Genomic DNA, 15,333 nt, shown 5'->3' with positions numbered 1-15,333 from the left:
ATGCCCAAGCGTTCGTCCCTCGCCTTCCCCCCGGCGAGATTTCTGCTTTCCGCGCTCATCGTGCTTGCCCTCGGCGGCTGTCAGACGACGAGCCTCGAGGATGTCACCGGCGCGCTCGGCGGCAAGCCGGAAACAGCCGGCAAGGCCGACGCCAGGTCGGACATGGACGGGCTGCGCGAGCGCTATCGCGCCAAGCCCGGTGATCCCAACCTCGCGCTCGAATACGGCAAGGCGCTGCGCGCCACCGGCCAGCGCGCCCAGGCGGTCGCGGTGCTCGAGCAGGCCGTGCTCGCCCATCCCAGCAACAAGGCGCTGCTCGCCGGCTACGGCCGCGCGCTCGCCGACAACGGCAATTTCCAGCAGGCATTCGACGTTCTGGGCCGCGCGCATTCGCCCGAGGATCCCGACTGGCGGATCCTGTCGGCGCAGGGCGCCGCGCTCGATCAGCTCGGCCGCAACGAAGAAGCGCAGCAATATTATGCGAGCGCGTTGAAGATCGTGCCTGACGAGCCGCAGGTTCTGTCCAATCTCGGCCTGTCCTACATGCTGCAGAGCAATCTGCCGCGGGCCGAACAGGTGCTCGGCCGCGCCTATCAGCGCAATCAGAACGATGTGCGGATCCGTGCCAATCTCGCGCTCGTGCTGGGATTGCAAGGCCGCGAGGCCGAGGCTGAAATCCTCGTGAAGGCAGATTTGCCGCCGGACCAGGCCGCGGCCAAGGTCGCGGCGTTGCGTCAGTTGCTGGCGAAGAAGCAGCAGCAGCGGGCCGAGAAGTAGCCCGCTCGCCGCGTTTTCCGTACGGGAAACCTACGACGCCTTGCGATGCGGGGCGGAGCCGCGACCCGAGCGGCCCTTCAGCTTCTTCAGGAGCGGGCCGAGCAGCGAACGCTTCGGCTTCTTCACGTCGCCGCGCCCGGCGAGGCGGTTGGCCATGGTCTGGAACAGCTCGGTGGTGCGGTGGTTCTTGGAGACCTCCGCGATCATCTGGCCGTTATTGGCCGCGGTCGAGAACAGTTTCGAATCGAACGGGATCACCGCGATCGGCTGGCTCTCCATGGTCTTGGCGAACGCCTTGACCTCGATCTCCGCGCGCTTGTGCATGCCGACCTGGTTGATGCAGTACAGCGGCGGCCGGTCGTTCGGCCGCGCCGCCTTCAGCACGCTCAGCATGTTCTTGGTGTTGCGCAAATTGGCGAGATCGGGTTCGGCTACGATCACGATGTCGTCGGCGTTGACCAGCGCGCGCTTGGTCCAGGCGGACCATTGATGGGGAACGTCGAGCACGATGCAGGGCGTGGTCATGCGCAGCGTGTCGAACACCGCGTCGAACGCTTCGGCACCGAAATCATAGACGCGGTCGAGGGTGGCGGGTGCGGCGAGGAGGCTGAGGTGCTCGGTGCATTTGGCGAGCAGGCGCTCCATCAGCGCGGTGTCGGGCCGGTCCTGCGACAGCACCGCATTGGCGATGCCCTGCGCCGGGTCCTGGTTGTAATCGAGGCCCGCGGTGCCGAAGGCGAGGTCGAGATCGATCACGACGGAATCGAGCGAAAGGTCGCGGGCGATGGTCCAGGCGACGTTGTGCGCGACGGTGGACGCGCCGACGCCGCCCTTGGCGCCGACCACCGCGATGACGCGGCCGGTGATGATGGCTTCGGAGGCCGAGAACAGGCTGCAGATCGAGCGGACCACGTCGAGCGTTTCGACCGGGCCGACCACGTAGTCGTTGACGCCGCGCCGCACCAGCTCGCGATAGGGCGCGGTATCGCTGGGGTTGCCGATCACGACCACGCGGGTGCCGGGATCGCAGACGCCGGCGAGATCGTCGAGACCTTCGAGGATGTCGCGCGTGCCGTCGGATTCGATCACGATCACGTTCGGCGTCGGCATCGATTCATAGACTTCGATCGCCGCAGCTAAGCCGCCTTCCTTGGCGGTGAGATGCGCCTTGGCGAGCCTTCGATCCTCGCCCGCCGCGGTCACCGCCTTGAGCGTCTGGTCGGTCTCGCAAAACGCCTGCACGGAGATGCGAGGAACCGGTGCAATGTGTTCCTCGGGGTGCCGCGGATCGTCCGCTTCTTCTTCGTCGTTGAAGCCTGTCATTTGCCTGTGTCGCTGAGTTTGGCCTTCTCGGCGTCGGGATTGGGAGTGGCGATCGGGGTGCCCTTGCGATAGCGGTCGAAGGCGATGTCGCGCCGCGCGGTGTAAACCGGCGTTTCCGAGCGCGGCTGCTCGAGGTCGGCGGGATTGTCGATCATCGCAGCAAGGTTGCGCTGACTGGCGCAGCCCAGATTGAAATACGGCCGGTTCTCGTTGTAGCCGGGGTCGAGGATGGACGGCCCGACGTCCTCCGGCCACAGCCCGCAGGGGCCGGCGACCGCGGCGATCCTGGAATAGCTCACGCGGATGGTGGGCAGCAGGCCGGGATCCTCGGGCCGATAGGGACGCTTGACGATGGCGCGCGACGGCACGCCGCCGGATGCCAGCGCGGAACGGATTTCCTGGTAGGTCGCCGCCGCAGCGCGCGAATTCGCGGTGTCTACAGGCACGTCGACGACGACGGAGCCGGTGCCTTCGCGCACCCAGTCCCGGGCGATTCCCGCGACGTCGGAGTGCTGCGCGTCCGAGAGTCCGCCGCGCGCCTTGCCGACGAAGATCACGATCGACTTCTTGCCTTCCTGCACCGCGATCGGGTGGCGCTGGCGATAATCGGTCGGCACCGTCTGGGTGACGATCTCGCCGGTGGTGTTGCAGGCGCCGAGCATGACGGAGAGACCCGTCAACGCCAGCGCGACGCTTAAGCCGCGACGTCGATCCGCTGTCGTCTTCGTCATCGCTTGATCCCCTCTTGTCCCGGTCCCCAAACCGTTCGTTTCAGTCGATGATGAAGCCGAAATCGCCGCGATTGCCGTCGATTGGATCGACGCGCCGCGCGATGCCATAGAGGCGGTTCATGCGGCCGAGCAGCGCCGTCTGCGCGTCCGAGGCCGGCGCGAAGCCGTCGTCCGGCCGCGACAATTCCTTCTGGGCGACCGCGCGCACCACATAGGGCGTCACGATCACCATCAGCTCGGTCTCGTTGTTGACGAAGTCCTGGCTGCGGAACAACGCGCCGATGATCGGCACTTGGTCGACGCCGGGCAGGCCGTTGATCGCCTGCTTGGTCTGCTGCTGGATCAGGCCGGCCATCGCCATCGAGCCGCCCGAGGGAATTTCCAGCGTGGTCTCGGCGCGGCGGGTCTGGATCGAGGGGATGGTGATCGAGCTGGTCGTGCCCGAGGACACCGCCTGCGTCACGGAGATGGCGTTCTGATTCGACAGCTCCGAGACTTCGGTCATCACGCGCAGGCTGATACGTCCCTCGCTGAGCACGACCGGCGTGAAGTTCAGGGAGATGCCGAACTTCTTGTAGGTGATCTGGGTGGTACAGACGTGGGTGACCGGATCGCAGGAATAGCCCGCAGGGATCGGGAATTCGCCGCCGGCGATGAAAGTGGCCGACTCGCCGGAGATCGCCGTCAGGCTCGGCTCGGCCAGGGTGCGCATCACGCCGGCGCTTTCCATCGCGCGCATCGTGGCGTTGACGGTGGCCACGCCTTTTGCAAGGCCAGTAACACCGAGTCCGTTGCTGCTGACGAGCGGGCCGCCGGAGACCGAGAACGGGTTGGAGTTGTTGAAATTCACGACGGCGGTGCCGGCGTTCAGGCTGGCGCTGAGATCGACGCCGAGCTGCTTGACGATGTCGCGGCGCACTTCGCCGACGACAACCTTGAGCATCACCTGGTCGCGGCCGCGCACGACGATGTTGTTGACGACCTTCTCGGCGCCGCCGACGAGCTTTGCGGCGACGTCGCCGGCCTGCTGGGCCTCGACCGGGCTCGACACCGATCCGGTCAGCATCACGCTGTCGCCGACGCCCTCGATCTGCACGCCCGGCAGCGACTGGCGCAGCGCCGCACGCATGCCGTTGAGGTCGCGTTTCACCGCGATGTCGTAGGCGGCGACCTGCTGGCCGTCGGCGGTGAAGAACACGACATTGGTCTGGCCGACCTGGCCGCCAATGATGTAGGCGCGCTGGGCCGAGCGGATCACCGCATTGGCGATCTTGGGATCGGCCACCAGCACGTCCTTGACCTCGCGCGGCAGGTCGATGACGACGGACTTGCCGACGCCGAGCGAGAGAAAGCGCGTCTTCGCCGGCGCGATCGAGCCGACCGACGTCAAGCCGAGATCCGGCACCTGCATCGGTGCCTGGTCGCCGACCGGCGCATCCGCAGCAGCGCTGACCATGTCGGGAACTGCGAGCAGCCCCAGCATCAGCATCGCCCCCGTCCAGAACGTGCTTGCGCGATTCCCCCGAATGCGCAGGCCCGCCCGATCATCCCCGTAGTTCATGCTATCCCCATCACTTCTGTGACGTCAGTTGCCGCACCTGCACCCCGTAACGAATCACGTTGACCCCGCCGGAACGCTTGGCCGCCTGATCCTCGACCGTGAGTTCGGTCGCGTTGACATCGACGATGCTGCGCAGCGCGAGCTGGAGCGTGCCGCCCTGGCGCGCGGCCGACAGCGTCGCGACCTGGTCGGGCTTGAGCTCGAGCGTGACGGTCTTGCCGATCACGGCGGTCTGGCCGTCCTTTTCCTTCGGCGCCTGGTCGATCGCGAGCACGCGGATATTGGACAGGATGACCTCGGACACGATGAGGTCGTTGCCGGCGGTTGCGCCGTTGGCGTCGGGATTCTTCAGGCGGCGCGTCAGGACGACATCGACGCGGTCGTTCGGCAGGATGAAGCCGCCGGCGCCGGTCTCGGCTGAAATCTCGGTGGAGACGGCCCGCATGCCCGAGGGCAGGATCGCGGCCATGAAGCCGGAGCCTTCGGCCCGCACCAGCTTCTGCTCGCGGATCGGCTCGCCCTGCATCAAGGGGACGCGTGCGATCGAGCCGGCGATCTGGGTCTGCGCGTCGGGCCTGGCGTCGCGGCGGATGAAGGCGCTGCTCGCGGTCGCGGCCGGCCAGGACTGCCATTGCAGGTCGTCGGGCTTCACGGCCTGGCCGAGCTGGATGTCGTTCTTCGCGATCAGAACCTCGACCGTCGGCAGCTTCTCGGCGACGGGAGCGACGGGAGCGGGCGCATTCTGATAGCCGCTCGCCAGATATGCAGCGACGCCGCCGGCGCCCAGCGCGATGACGAGAACGACAATGCGTGCGGTGTTCATACGCTTTTACTCTTACGCGGGTCACTCGAACCGCACCTGGCGGGTTCCCCTGCGTCGATGAGTAGGGAGTAAAAGTATAAGGGGTGTTGCGAGGCCGAATGCGCCGGCCGGTCACGATGCTGGTTTTCGGCAGATGGTGAACGCGGCGTTATTCAGTCGGCGAGCGGCCCCGTAGATTCACGCATGCCGGATCGCGCGTTCGCATGAGGCGCGGGGCGTCATGGTGAACGGGTGGTTAGTGGCTCCCACGTTTGGAGCTGCACGATCATGGTTGTGAGAAGGAAGCGGCGCGCTACATCACCGGTGTCGTCCTGGCGAAAGCCAGGACCCATTACCACCAATGGGAATTGTTGCAGAACGTGTCTACCCGACTTCGCCAAACCAGCGGTTGGGGTAATGGGTCCTGGCCTTCGCCAGGACGACGTTGGGGAAACAGTTGTGCGCAGCGCGCGTGCGTAGCCCGGATGGAGCGAAGCGCAATTCGGGCTACGAGACTTACTTCTTCCGCTTCTGCTCGATCACGTCCCAGATCTTCGCCGCCACGTCGGGGCCGCCGAGCCGTGAGATGGCGCGGATGCCGGTGGGCGAGGTCACGTTGATCTCGGTGAGATTGCCGTTGATGACGTCGATGCCGACGAACAGCAGGCCCTTCTCGCGCAGTGCCGGGCCGACGGTCGCACAGATTTCGCGCTCGCGCGGGGTGAGCTCGGTCTCCTGCGCGGCGCCGCCGCGCACCATGTTGGAGCGGAGGTCGTCCGCGGCCGGCACGCGGTTCACCGCGCCGGCGAACTCGCCGTTGACGAGGATGATGCGCTTGTCGCCGTGCTTTACCTCGGGGATGAACTGCTGGATCACCCAGGGCTCTTTGAACGTGACCGAGAACATGTCGAACAGCGAGCCGAAATTCATGTCCTGCGGCATCACGCGGAACACCGCCGCGCCGCCATGGCCGTGCAGCGGCTTCATCACGACAGCGCCGTGCCGGTCGCGGAACGCGTTGATCTCGTCGAGGTCGCGCGAGATCAGCGTCGGCGGCATCAGCTGCGGGAAGTTCATCACGAACAGCTTTTCCGGCGCGTTGCGCACCGAGGCCGGATCGTTGACGACCAGCGTCTTCGGATGGATGCGCTCCAGGAAGTGCGTCGAGGTGATGTAGGCGAGGTCGAAGGGCGGGTCCTGGCGCAGCAGCACCACGTCGAAGCCGTTGAGCGCCTCGCGCTTGGGCTCGCCGAGGGTGAAATGATCGCCGGGCTCGTCACGCACGGTCAGAAGTTGCACCGGCGCGACCAGTTCATCGCCGACCATCGAGAGCTTGTCGGGCGTATAATAGGACAGGCCATGGCCGCGCTTCTGCGCCTCCAAGAGCAGCGCGAAGGTGGAATCGCCCTTGATGTTGATGCGGGCGATGGGGTCCATCTGGACGGCGACGTTGAGTTTCATGGTCTGCCTTTCAGGTCGAGGCGTCGAATGCCGCCAACACATGGCGCGGAAGCGAGCGCGGCGCAATCAGCATGGCGTCAAATCGCAATTCGAATTCGGCATGCTCGGGATGCGCCACGAGCCAGCCTTGGGCGGCGTCGATGATGCGCTGCTGCTGGCGTGGGGTTACCGCGAAAGCGGCATCATCCAGGCTGGCGCGCGCCTTGACCTCGACGAAGGCGATCAGATTGCGGCGGCGCGCCACGATGTCGATCTCGCCATGCGGCGTGCGGTAGCGTTTTGCCAGGATGCGGTAGCCCTTGGCCATGAGATAGGCGGCGGCGCGGCTCTCCGCGGAGATGCCGGTGCGGAAGGCGGCGACGCGCTCGGGCGAGGCGACTTTCGGTTCCGCACCCTCAGTCTTCGCCATCGTCGCCCCGCAGATCTTTTGCGAGCTCGAGCGCGCGGGCATAGACCTCGCGGCGCGGCCGGCCCGAGAGCGCGACCGCATGTGCCACCGCGTCCTTGACGCTGTGCGCTGCGAGCTGCGCGCGCAGAAGATCGTCCAGCGCATCCGATGTCAGCACCTCGGCGTCGGCCGCGGGCGGAGCGATCACCAGGACGAATTCGCCGCGCGTTTCCAGCGATGCAGCGCCCTGCGCCAGCTCGTGCAGCGTTGCGCGCGAAATCTCTTCGTGCAGCTTGGTCAGCTCACGGCAGATCGCGGCCTCGCGGCTGCCCATGATCTCGGCGAGTTCGGTGAGTGTATCCTGCACGCGGTTGCCGGATTCGAACATCACGAGCGTCGCGTCGATGCGGGCGAGCTCGGCAAGGCGGGAGCGCCGCGCCGCGGATTTCGCCGGCAAGAAGCCTTCGAAGAAGAAGCGGTCCGTCGGCAGCGCCGCGACCGACAGTGCCGCCAGCACCGAGGACGGGCCGGGCAGCGCATACACGGCATGGCCGGCTGCGCAGACCTCGCGCACCAGCTTGAAGCCGGGATCGGAGATCAGCGGCGTGCCGGCATCCGATACCAGCGCGACCGAGCCGCCCTGCGCCAGCGCCTCCAGGATCTTCGGGCGCGCCGCTTCGGCATTGTGCTCGTGATATTGCCTGAGCTGGGCGGAGATGTCGTAGCGCTCGGTCAGGCGGCGCGTGATGCGGGTGTCCTCGCAGGCGATGACATCGACGCCGGCGAGCGTCTGCAGTGCGCGCAGCGTGATGTCGCCGAGATTGCCGATGGGGGTCGCGACCAGGTGGAGGCCCGCGGCCGCCTTCGGGGCCGCCAGCCGATGGGCATCGATGGAGAAGCCGCGCGGGGCGGCGTCTGGGCCTTCAGGCGTATTTATCGGGGCCGGCTTTGCGCGCATAATGAAGTCAACTTAGGCACGATCCGCAGGGCTGGGAACTGCTCTTCGAAAAGATCGTGCTGAGGTGAGGGGCGAGGAACGGACAGGAATGTGATCGACCCAAGGTCACGTCGAGGGGGAGTGAGGGCCCTCGTGCCATATTCGCGACGGAAACGCCGCCTTGATGCTACGCGACGAACGGCGAACAGCTGGCCAGGACGGGAAGGCAGCCGCGTTAAGCGGTCATTATCCTTTTGTTTTGGTTAACTATTTGTCGACACTATGCCTGAATCCGCGGCTCGTGTCGCGGCAAAGAATGTTGTGACCGGCTGGCGAGAGCCGGCCGGAAGAGAAGCTGTCATGCTGGGCCCGCGTCATCCAAAATCTCCCGTTCCGGGCCCCCGATCGTCGGGAGCGACCCGGCGCAGTGCGCTCGGCCTGTTGCTGGGGGCGCCCCTGCTGTCGGCCTGCGCCGGCGTGCAGCAGAGCCTCAGCCAGTTCTCCAATCCGTTCTCGAGCTCCTCCGCGCCGCCGGCCCAGCCGGCAGGTCCCCCGCAACAGGCGACGACCGCCGGCAGCGGCGGGGTCAAGGTCGCGGTGATCCTGCCGCTCTCGGCGGCCGGCAATGCCGGGCTTGCCGCGCAGTCCATGCGCAACGCCGCCGAGATGGCGCTGGCCGAGTTCCAGAACCCGAACATCCAGCTGCTGATCAAGGACGACAATGGCAGCCCGCAGGGCGCGCAAGCCGGCGCGCAGCAAGCTGTCGAGGAGGGCGCCGAGATCATCCTGGGGCCGCTGTTCGCGCAATCCGTGCCGGCCGTGGCGCAGGTCGCGCGCACCCGCAACATCCCGGTGATCGCGTTCTCGACCGACTCCAGCATCGCCGGCCGCGGCGTCTATCTGCTCTCGTTCCTGCCGGAGTCCGACGTCAACCGCATCATCGAATATTCCGCCAGCATCGGAAAGCGCTCCGTCGCCGTGCTGGTGCCCGACAATGCCTATGGCAATGTGGTCGAAGCCGCGGTGAAGGCGGCGGTGCCGCGGCGCGGCGGGCGCATCGTCGCGTTCGAGAAATACGGCGCCGATCGCGCCACGCCGGCGCGCACCGTGGCGCAGCAGCTCGGCAGCGCGGATGCGCTGTTCATTGCCGACGACGGCGATGCGGTGGTGACGGTCGCGGATGCGATGACCGCGGCGGGTGCGAATTTGCGCAACATCCAGCTGCTCGGCACCGGCCTGTGGGACAATCCGCGCGTCTATGCGAGCTCGGCGCTGCAGGGCGGCCTCTATGCCGCGCCCGATCCGGCCGGTTTTCGCGCGTTCTCGGGCCGCTATCGCACGAAGTACGGCGCCGAGCCGATCCGCACCGCGACGCTCGCCTATGATGCGGTCGCGCTCGTCGCCGCGCTGGCGCGCACGCAAGGGCCCACGCGCTTCTCCTCCGATGTGCTCACCAATCCTTCCGGCTTCGCCGGCATCGACGGTCTGTTCCGCTTCCGCCCCGACGGCACCAATGAACGCGGCCTTGCCGTGATGAAGGTGACGACCGGCGGCGGCGTTGCGGTCGCGGGCTCGCCGAAGAGTTTTGGGGCCTAGTTCAGGACGACGGTGCCGTAGGGTGGGTTAGCCGAAGGCGTAACCCACCTCTTCTACCTCTGCGGAGACAGACAGTGGTGGGTTACGCTTCGCTAACCCACCCTACGGCAGTGCGTTACGCCGCGAGATCCGCGACCACCGCGTCGAGCACCGGGAAACCGCTGCTTGTCACGCGCAACCGTCCCGTCGCATCGACCGTGATCGCGCCTTCCTCGCGCAGCAGCGCGATGCGCTTGGGATCGAGCGGGCGGCCTGACAGCGCTTTGTAGCGCGCGGGGTCGATGCCTTCGGCGAGACGCAGTCCCATCAGCAAAAATTCATCAGCGCGCTCCTCGCTGTTGAGGAGATCGTCGGTGATGACGCCGTGGCCGTTGGTCTCGACCCGCATCAGCCAGGCCTCGGGACGCTTCTCGGTGGCGGTGGCATGGCGCACGCCATCGATGTCGAGACGGCCGTGTGCGCCCGGGCCGATGCCGGCATATTCCTCGCCGCGCCAGTAGACCAGATTGTGCCGGCACTCGGCGCCGCGTCGTGCGTGGTTGGAGATCTCGTAGGCGGGTAGCCCCAGCTTGTCGCAGGTCTCCTGCGTGACGTCGTAGAGCGCGCGCGCGACCGCTTCGTCCGGCGTCTTCAGCTTGCCGGCCTGGTGCAGGCCGAAGAACGGCGTGCCTTCCTCGATCGTCAATTGATAGAGCGACAGATGTTCGGCCGCTTCATCGATCGCGTGCCGCAGCTCATCGGCCCACATCGCCGGCGTCTGGTCGGGACGGGCGTAGATCAGGTCGAACGAATAGCGGTCGAATGAGCGGCGCGCGATGGCGACGGCATCGAGCGCCTCGCGCGCGCTGTGCATGCGTCCCAAAGCTTTCAGCGAGGCATCGTCGAGCGCCTGCACGCCGAGCGAGACGCGGTTGACGCCGGCTGAGCGATAGCCGGCGAAGCGCGTGGCTTCGACGCTGGTCGGGTTCGCTTCCAGCGTCACCTCGACGTCGCCTGCGACGGTCCAGTGCTTGCCGATGGCATCGAGCACCGCGCCGACCGTTGAAGGCTGCATCAGCGACGGCGTGCCGCCGCCGAGGAAGATCGAGGTCACTTCGCGGCCGGGTGCGCGCTCGGCGGTCGTTGCGATCTCGCGCGCGAAGGCCGAAGCAAAGCGCGCCTCGTCGATCGCGGCGTGGCGGACATGGCTGTTGAAGTCGCAGTACGGACACTTCGACAGGCAGAACGGCCAGTGCACGTAGACGCCGAAGGCTTCCTTAGCGCGGCTCAAGGCAGATCTCCGCCAGTTTCACGAAGGCGCGGGCGCGATGGGACAGACCGAGGCCGAGCGGCGGCAGGCCGTGCTTCTCGATGCTTTCCATCTCGCCAAAGGTGCGGCCGTGGCCATCGGGCAGGAACATCGGGTCGTAGCCGAACCCGGCGGTGCCGCGCGGCGGCCAGACCAGCGTGCCGTCGACGCGCGCCGCGACCTCTTCGAGATGATCGTCGGGCCAGGCCACGCAGAGCGCGGAGACGAAATGCGCGGTGCGCTTTGCGGGCGTGCTCGCGCCGCGCTCCTGCAGCAGCCGCTCGATCTGCGCCATCGCCGCGTTGAAATCCTTGGTCGGACCGGCCCAGCGCGCGCTGTAGATGCCGGGCGCGCCGTCGAGCGCATCGACCACGATGCCGGAATCGTCGGCGAAGGAGGGAAGCTTCGTCGCCTTTGCCGCCGCGATCGCCTTGATCGCGGCGTTGCTGCGGAAGTCGTTGCCGGTTTCCTCGGGCTCATCCAGGCCGAGCTCACCGGCCGACACCGCCTCGATCCCGTACGGCGCAAGCAGCTCCTTCATCTCGGCGAGCTTGCCGGGATTGTGGGTGGCGATGACGAGCTTTCCGGTGATTCGGCGGTGCATGGGCCTATTGACTACGCGACAGCCAGTTTCTGCAAGTCCACGAGACGCGCGACGCCCTTGCGCGCCAGCGCCATCAGCGCCAGGAACTCGGTTTCCGTGAACGGCTCGCGTTCCGCGGTGCCCTGCACCTCGATGATGCGGCCATCGCCGGTCATGACGAAATTGGCGTCGGTTTCGGCTTCCGAATCCTCGGCATAATCGAGATCGAGCACCGGCGTGCCGTTGTAGATGCCGCAGGAGATCGCCGCGACGTTGTCGCGCAGCACGTTGGCCTTGATCATGTTGCGCGCCTTCATCCAGCTGATGCAATCGGCGAGCGCGACCCAGGCGCCGGTGATCGAGGCCGTGCGGGTGCCGCCGTCGGCCTGGAGCACGTCGCAATCGACCGTGATCTGGCGCTCGCCGAGCGCTTCGAGGTCGACGATGGTACGCAAGGAGCGGCCGATCAGGCGCTGGATCTCGACGGTGCGGCCGCTCTGCTTGCCGGCGGAGGCCTCGCGGCGGGTGCGTTCGGAGGTCGCGCGCGGCAGCATGCCGTATTCGGCGGTGACCCAGCCGCGGCCCTGGCCCTTCAGCCACGGCGGCAGGCGGTCCTCCAGCGTGGCGGTGACCAGCACATGGGTGTCGCCGAATTTCACCAGGCAGGAGCCTTCCGCATATTTGACGACGCCGCGCTCCAGCGTCACGGGGCGCAATTCGTCGGGCGCACGGCGGCTTGGCCGCATGGGAAATCCTCCAAAATTCTCGGAAAAAGGCTGTTCGCGGTGCTTGTAGGTGCGGTGACGGTGGGCGGCAAGGGGGAAGATCGGCGCTTGTTCGCCCCGGTTTTCCACCCCGCAAACGCCACGCTTGTCAGAACCGTCCCGGATGGACAAATTATGAGCATCTGAGAGGAGTTACCGTCTGTGGCCCATCACGATCCGATCCATCTGATCGCGCCGCGCGCAGGCCTCGCCCAGCTCAACGAGCGTTCCCGCGACATCTTTCGTCAAATTGTCGAAAGCTATCTCGCGACCGGTGAGCCGGTCGGCTCGCGCAACATTTCCCGCCTGATTGCCACGCCGCTGTCGCCGGCCTCGGTTCGCAACGTCATGGCGGATCTGGAACAGCTCGGCCTGATCTACGCCCCGCACACCTCGGCGGGCCGGCTGCCGACGGAACTCGGCCTGCGCTTCTTCGTCGACGCCCTGATGCAGGTCGGCGATCTCAACGAGGCCGAACGGCAGTCGATCCAGAGCCAGCTTGCCACGGTCGGCCAGGCCCAGTCGGTCGAGGCGGCGTTGGACCAGGCGCTGACGCGGCTGTCGGGCCTGACCCGCGCCGCGGCGGTGGTTTTGACGCCGAAATCCAATGCGCGGCTCAAGCACATCGAATTCGTCCGCCTGGAACCGGAAAAAGCGCTGGTGATCCTGGTCGGCGAGGATGGCCAGGTCGAAAACCGGGTGCTGACGCTGCCGCCGGGGGTTCCCTCCTCGGCCATCACCGAAGCCGGCAATTTCCTCAATGCCCGGATTCGCGGCCGGACACTGGCCGAGGCGCGGCTCGAGCTTGAAACCGCGCTCGGGCAAGCCCGCGCCGAGCTCGATCAGCTGACGCAGAAGGTGATTTCAGCCGGCATCGCCAGCTGGTCGGGTGGCGAGAACGAGGACCGCCAGCTCATCGTCCGCGGTCACGCCAATCTGCTGGAAGATCTGCACGCACTGGAGGATCTGGAGCGGGTGCGCCTGTTGTTCGACGATCTCGAGACCAAGCGCGGCGTCATCGACCTGCTCGGCCGCGCCGAGACCGCCGAGGGCGTGCGGATCTTCATCGGCTCCGAGAACAAGCTGTTTTCGCTGTCGGGGTCCTCCACCATCATCTCACCCTATCGGGATGCCGCCGGCCACATCGTCGGTGTTCTCGGCGTGATCGGGCCGACGCGGCTGAATTATGCCCGCGTGATCCCGACCGTGGACTATGCCGCCCGCATCGTCAGCCGCCTTTTGGGGGGCTGACCGGCATTTGCGCCGATCACGGGCGCTTGATTTTCGCCGCTTAAGGCACGATATCCGGGCCAACAATCCTTCCTGACAATCCTTGGAAACGAGTTCGAGATTTGAGCCGATGACCGATCGAGACCGGCAACCCGAAGACACGACCGCGCCGACCGGCGAGCCCGTGGTGTCAAAACCCTACATCATGCCCGACGATCCCGAGCCGGGTTCGGTCGAGCTGCTGCAGAAGGAAGCCGCCGAGGCGCGCGACCGCATGCTGCGGACGCTGGCCGAGATGGAGAATTTGCGCAAGCGCACCACCAAGGAGGTCGCCGACGCCCGCCTCTACGGCATCACCGGCTTTGCCCGCGACGTGCTCGACATCGCCGACAATCTCCAGCGCGCGCTCGATGCCGTTCCGGCCGAAGCGCGTGCCACGGCCGATCCCGGCCTGATCTCGCTGATCGAAGGCGTCGAGCTCACCGAGCGCGCGCTGCTCAACGCGCTGGAAAAGCACGGCGTGAAGAAGCTCGATCCGCAGGGCCAGAAGTTCGATCCGAACTTCCACCAGGCGATGTACGAAGTGCCTGATCCGTCGGTGCCGTCGGGCACCGTGGTGCAGATCATGCAGGCCGGCTACACCATCGGCGACCGCGTGCTGCGCCCGGCTCTCGTCGGCGTCGCCAAGGGCGGCGCGAAGGCCGCGCCTGCGGCCAACAACAACGAGTCGAGCGGCGCGACGAACTGAGTCTTGGTGTCATTCCGGGGCGGCTCGCAGAGCCGAACCCGGAATCTCGAGATTCTCCGGTGCGCAATTGCGCACCGGAGTTCGATGCTTCGCATCGCCCCGGAATGACTGCGTGAAAGCCTACGCGCTCACCGCGATATCCGCGGACTGGATGCGCTTCACGCCGGCCTTGGCCATGTCGGCCCAGGCCTTTGCCAGCGAGCCCTGGGTGTCGATGCCGCGGCAGGCGTCTTCCACCACATAGACCTCGAAGCCCGCCTTGCGCGCGTCCAGCGCGGTCCAGGCGACGCAGAAATCCGTCGCAAGTCCTGCGACGAAGACGCGCTTGATTTTGCGGCCCTTCAGATAGCCTGCAAGTCCCGTCGAGGTCTTGCCGTCGGCTTCGAGGAAGGCCGAGTAGCTGTCGACGTCCTTGTGAAAACCCTTGCGGATGATGAGCTCGGCGTGCGGGATCGCAAGGTCCTTCGACAGCGCCGCGCCATCGGTGCCCTGCACGCAATGATCCGGCCACAGCACCTGCTTGCCGTAGGGCAGGTCGATGGTCTCGAACGGCTTCTTGCCGGAGTGGACCGACGCAAACGAGACGTGGCCGGGCGTGTGCCAGTCCTGCGTCATCACCACGTTCGCAAACGCTTTTGCCATCTTGTTGATGACGGGCACCACCTGCTCGCCTTCCTTCACGGCGAGACTGCCGCCGGGCAGGAAGCAGTTCTGCACGTCGATCACGAGCAGCGCGGACGCATCGTCCGGCTTGATCGATGCCGCTGCAAACAGCGCGGTTGGCGCGAGGGTCGCCAGCGCCGTCGTTCCAAGCATTGCCAAGACCTGTCGCCGATCCAGCATCGTTCGTCTCCCTCCAGGATGATCCAACCGGGGAAGCCTAGTTCCGTTCGTATACGAACAGAAGCCCGAAAATGCAGCCGGGATTGGTGAGGGGTTGGGCTCTCGAACCCAAAATCGTCGTCGTCCCGGCCTAGCGCGCAATTGCGCGCGGGGGGCCGGGACCCATACGCCGCAGCGATAGTTTTGCGAAGACTCGGAGTTACGAGCTCGCCACACAACCACCCCCTGTGGTTATGGGTCCCCTGAGTTCACAAACGAAGTGCAACACTTCCTGGAGGAGGTGTTGCCATGGGGCGGAGTT

General features: G+C 66.4%; 15 protein-coding genes. 4 read left to right on the top strand and 11 right to left on the bottom strand.

Going from position 1 to position 15,333, the window contains the following annotated elements; genetic code table 11:
* Complete coding sequence (locus JQ603_RS37220) at nucleotides 1–777, top strand: tetratricopeptide repeat protein (protein ID WP_212348386.1); 777 nt, start codon at nucleotides 1–3, stop codon at nucleotides 775–777.
* Nucleotides 778–807: 30 nt separating this feature from the next.
* Here the strand turns inward: JQ603_RS37220 and JQ603_RS37215 are convergent, their stop codons facing one another.
* From JQ603_RS37215 to rsmI, 7 genes are all read right to left on the bottom strand, one after another.
* A complete protein-coding gene (locus JQ603_RS37215; RefSeq protein ID WP_212348384.1) occupies nucleotides 808–2,100 on the bottom strand; it encodes an AAA family ATPase in 1,293 nt (430 codons plus the stop codon).
* Nucleotides 2,097–2,831: a CpaD family pilus assembly protein gene (locus JQ603_RS37210; protein ID WP_212348381.1), complete on the bottom strand. Its 735-nt coding sequence runs from the start codon at nucleotides 2,829–2,831 to the stop codon at nucleotides 2,097–2,099. The genes JQ603_RS37215 and JQ603_RS37210 overlap by 4 nt, the downstream gene beginning before the upstream one ends.
* Nucleotides 2,832–2,871: 40 nt before the next feature.
* On the bottom strand, nucleotides 2,872–4,392 hold the full coding sequence (locus JQ603_RS37205) for a type II and III secretion system protein family protein (protein WP_212348378.1): 1,521 nt from the start codon (nucleotides 4,390–4,392) through the stop codon (nucleotides 2,872–2,874).
* A 10-nt stretch (nucleotides 4,393–4,402) separates the two neighbouring features.
* Nucleotides 4,403–5,215, bottom strand: a complete 813-nt coding sequence (cpaB, locus tag JQ603_RS37200) for a Flp pilus assembly protein CpaB (RefSeq protein WP_212348375.1) — start codon at nucleotides 5,213–5,215, stop codon at nucleotides 4,403–4,405.
* A gap of 495 nt (nucleotides 5,216–5,710) precedes the next feature.
* Nucleotides 5,711–6,655 (bottom strand): glutathione synthase, encoded by a 945-nt coding sequence (gene gshB, locus JQ603_RS37195; protein WP_212348372.1) that lies wholly within the window; start codon nucleotides 6,653–6,655, stop codon nucleotides 5,711–5,713.
* Nucleotides 6,656–6,665: 10 nt separating this feature from the next.
* On the bottom strand, nucleotides 6,666–7,064 hold the full coding sequence (locus JQ603_RS37190) for a YraN family protein (RefSeq protein WP_212348369.1): 399 nt from the start codon (nucleotides 7,062–7,064) through the stop codon (nucleotides 6,666–6,668).
* Nucleotides 7,051–8,001: a 16S rRNA (cytidine(1402)-2'-O)-methyltransferase gene (gene rsmI, locus JQ603_RS37185; protein ID WP_212348365.1), complete on the bottom strand. Its 951-nt coding sequence runs from the start codon at nucleotides 7,999–8,001 to the stop codon at nucleotides 7,051–7,053. The genes JQ603_RS37190 and rsmI overlap by 14 nt, the downstream gene beginning before the upstream one ends.
* A gap of 339 nt (nucleotides 8,002–8,340) precedes the next feature.
* Between rsmI and JQ603_RS37180 the strand changes: the two genes are divergently transcribed.
* Nucleotides 8,341–9,576 (top strand): penicillin-binding protein activator, encoded by a 1,236-nt coding sequence (locus tag JQ603_RS37180; RefSeq protein ID WP_212348362.1) that lies wholly within the window; start codon nucleotides 8,341–8,343, stop codon nucleotides 9,574–9,576.
* 115 nt (nucleotides 9,577–9,691) lie between these two features.
* Here JQ603_RS37180 and hemW read toward each other — a convergent pair whose 3' ends face one another.
* Genes hemW through rph form a run of 3 tightly spaced genes read right to left on the bottom strand, consistent with a single transcriptional unit; the run spans nucleotide 9,692 to nucleotide 12,193 of the window.
* Nucleotides 9,692–10,846: a radical SAM family heme chaperone HemW gene (gene hemW, locus JQ603_RS37175; protein WP_212348359.1), complete on the bottom strand. Its 1,155-nt coding sequence runs from the start codon at nucleotides 10,844–10,846 to the stop codon at nucleotides 9,692–9,694.
* Nucleotides 10,833–11,468: an RdgB/HAM1 family non-canonical purine NTP pyrophosphatase gene (rdgB, locus tag JQ603_RS37170; RefSeq protein ID WP_212348356.1), complete on the bottom strand. Its 636-nt coding sequence runs from the start codon at nucleotides 11,466–11,468 to the stop codon at nucleotides 10,833–10,835. Before rdgB ends, hemW begins: the two co-directional genes overlap by 14 nt.
* Nucleotides 11,469–11,479: 11 nt before the next feature.
* A complete protein-coding gene (gene rph, locus JQ603_RS37165) occupies nucleotides 11,480–12,193 on the bottom strand; it encodes a ribonuclease PH (RefSeq protein WP_212348353.1) in 714 nt (237 codons plus the stop codon).
* 180 nt (nucleotides 12,194–12,373) lie between these two features.
* Here rph and hrcA point away from each other — a divergent pair, with 180 nt between their 5' ends.
* Nucleotides 12,374–13,462, top strand: a complete 1,089-nt coding sequence (hrcA, locus tag JQ603_RS37160) for a heat-inducible transcriptional repressor HrcA (RefSeq protein WP_212348351.1) — start codon at nucleotides 12,374–12,376, stop codon at nucleotides 13,460–13,462.
* A 109-nt stretch (nucleotides 13,463–13,571) separates the two neighbouring features.
* Complete coding sequence (gene grpE / locus JQ603_RS37155) at nucleotides 13,572–14,189, top strand: nucleotide exchange factor GrpE (RefSeq protein WP_212348348.1); 618 nt, start codon at nucleotides 13,572–13,574, stop codon at nucleotides 14,187–14,189.
* A 120-nt stretch (nucleotides 14,190–14,309) separates the two neighbouring features.
* On the opposite strand, the gene pncA is transcribed toward grpE, so the two are convergent.
* Nucleotides 14,310–15,032, bottom strand: coding sequence for a bifunctional nicotinamidase/pyrazinamidase (pncA, locus tag JQ603_RS37150; RefSeq protein WP_212348345.1), 723 nt, complete (start codon nucleotides 15,030–15,032; stop codon nucleotides 14,310–14,312).
* Nucleotides 15,033–15,333: the final 301 nt, after the last annotated feature.

This window comes from Bradyrhizobium liaoningense (assembly GCF_018130825.1).
In the GTDB taxonomy this organism is placed as follows: domain Bacteria; phylum Pseudomonadota; class Alphaproteobacteria; order Rhizobiales; family Xanthobacteraceae; genus Bradyrhizobium; species Bradyrhizobium liaoningense_B.
This window is presented reverse-complemented; position numbering and strand designations above follow the sequence as displayed.

Excerpts from the sequence above, each read along its gene's own strand:
- cpaB (WP_212348375.1), bottom strand. The coding sequence starts at position 5,215 with ATGAACACCGCACGCATTGTCGTTCTCGTCATCGCGCTGGGCGCCGGC.
- JQ603_RS37215 (WP_212348384.1), bottom strand. The coding sequence starts at position 2,100 with ATGACAGGCTTCAACGACGAAGAAGAAGCGGACGATCCGCGGCACCCC.
- JQ603_RS37180 (WP_212348362.1), top strand. The coding sequence starts at position 8,341 with ATGCTGGGCCCGCGTCATCCAAAATCTCCCGTTCCGGGCCCCCGATCG.
- JQ603_RS37205 (WP_212348378.1), bottom strand. The coding sequence starts at position 4,392 with ATGAACTACGGGGATGATCGGGCGGGCCTGCGCATTCGGGGGAATCGC.
- grpE (WP_212348348.1), top strand. The coding sequence starts at position 13,572 with ATGACCGATCGAGACCGGCAACCCGAAGACACGACCGCGCCGACCGGC.
- gshB (WP_212348372.1), bottom strand. The coding sequence starts at position 6,655 with ATGAAACTCAACGTCGCCGTCCAGATGGACCCCATCGCCCGCATCAAC.
- pncA (WP_212348345.1), bottom strand. The coding sequence starts at position 15,032 with ATGCTGGATCGGCGACAGGTCTTGGCAATGCTTGGAACGACGGCGCTG.
- rdgB (WP_212348356.1), bottom strand. The coding sequence starts at position 11,468 with ATGCACCGCCGAATCACCGGAAAGCTCGTCATCGCCACCCACAATCCC.
- JQ603_RS37220 (WP_212348386.1), top strand. The coding sequence starts at position 1 with ATGCCCAAGCGTTCGTCCCTCGCCTTCCCCCCGGCGAGATTTCTGCTT.
- JQ603_RS37210 (WP_212348381.1), bottom strand. The coding sequence starts at position 2,831 with ATGACGAAGACGACAGCGGATCGACGTCGCGGCTTAAGCGTCGCGCTG.
- JQ603_RS37190 (WP_212348369.1), bottom strand. The coding sequence starts at position 7,064 with ATGGCGAAGACTGAGGGTGCGGAACCGAAAGTCGCCTCGCCCGAGCGC.
- rsmI (WP_212348365.1), bottom strand. The coding sequence starts at position 8,001 with ATGCGCGCAAAGCCGGCCCCGATAAATACGCCTGAAGGCCCAGACGCC.
- rph (WP_212348353.1), bottom strand. The coding sequence starts at position 12,193 with ATGCGGCCAAGCCGCCGTGCGCCCGACGAATTGCGCCCCGTGACGCTG.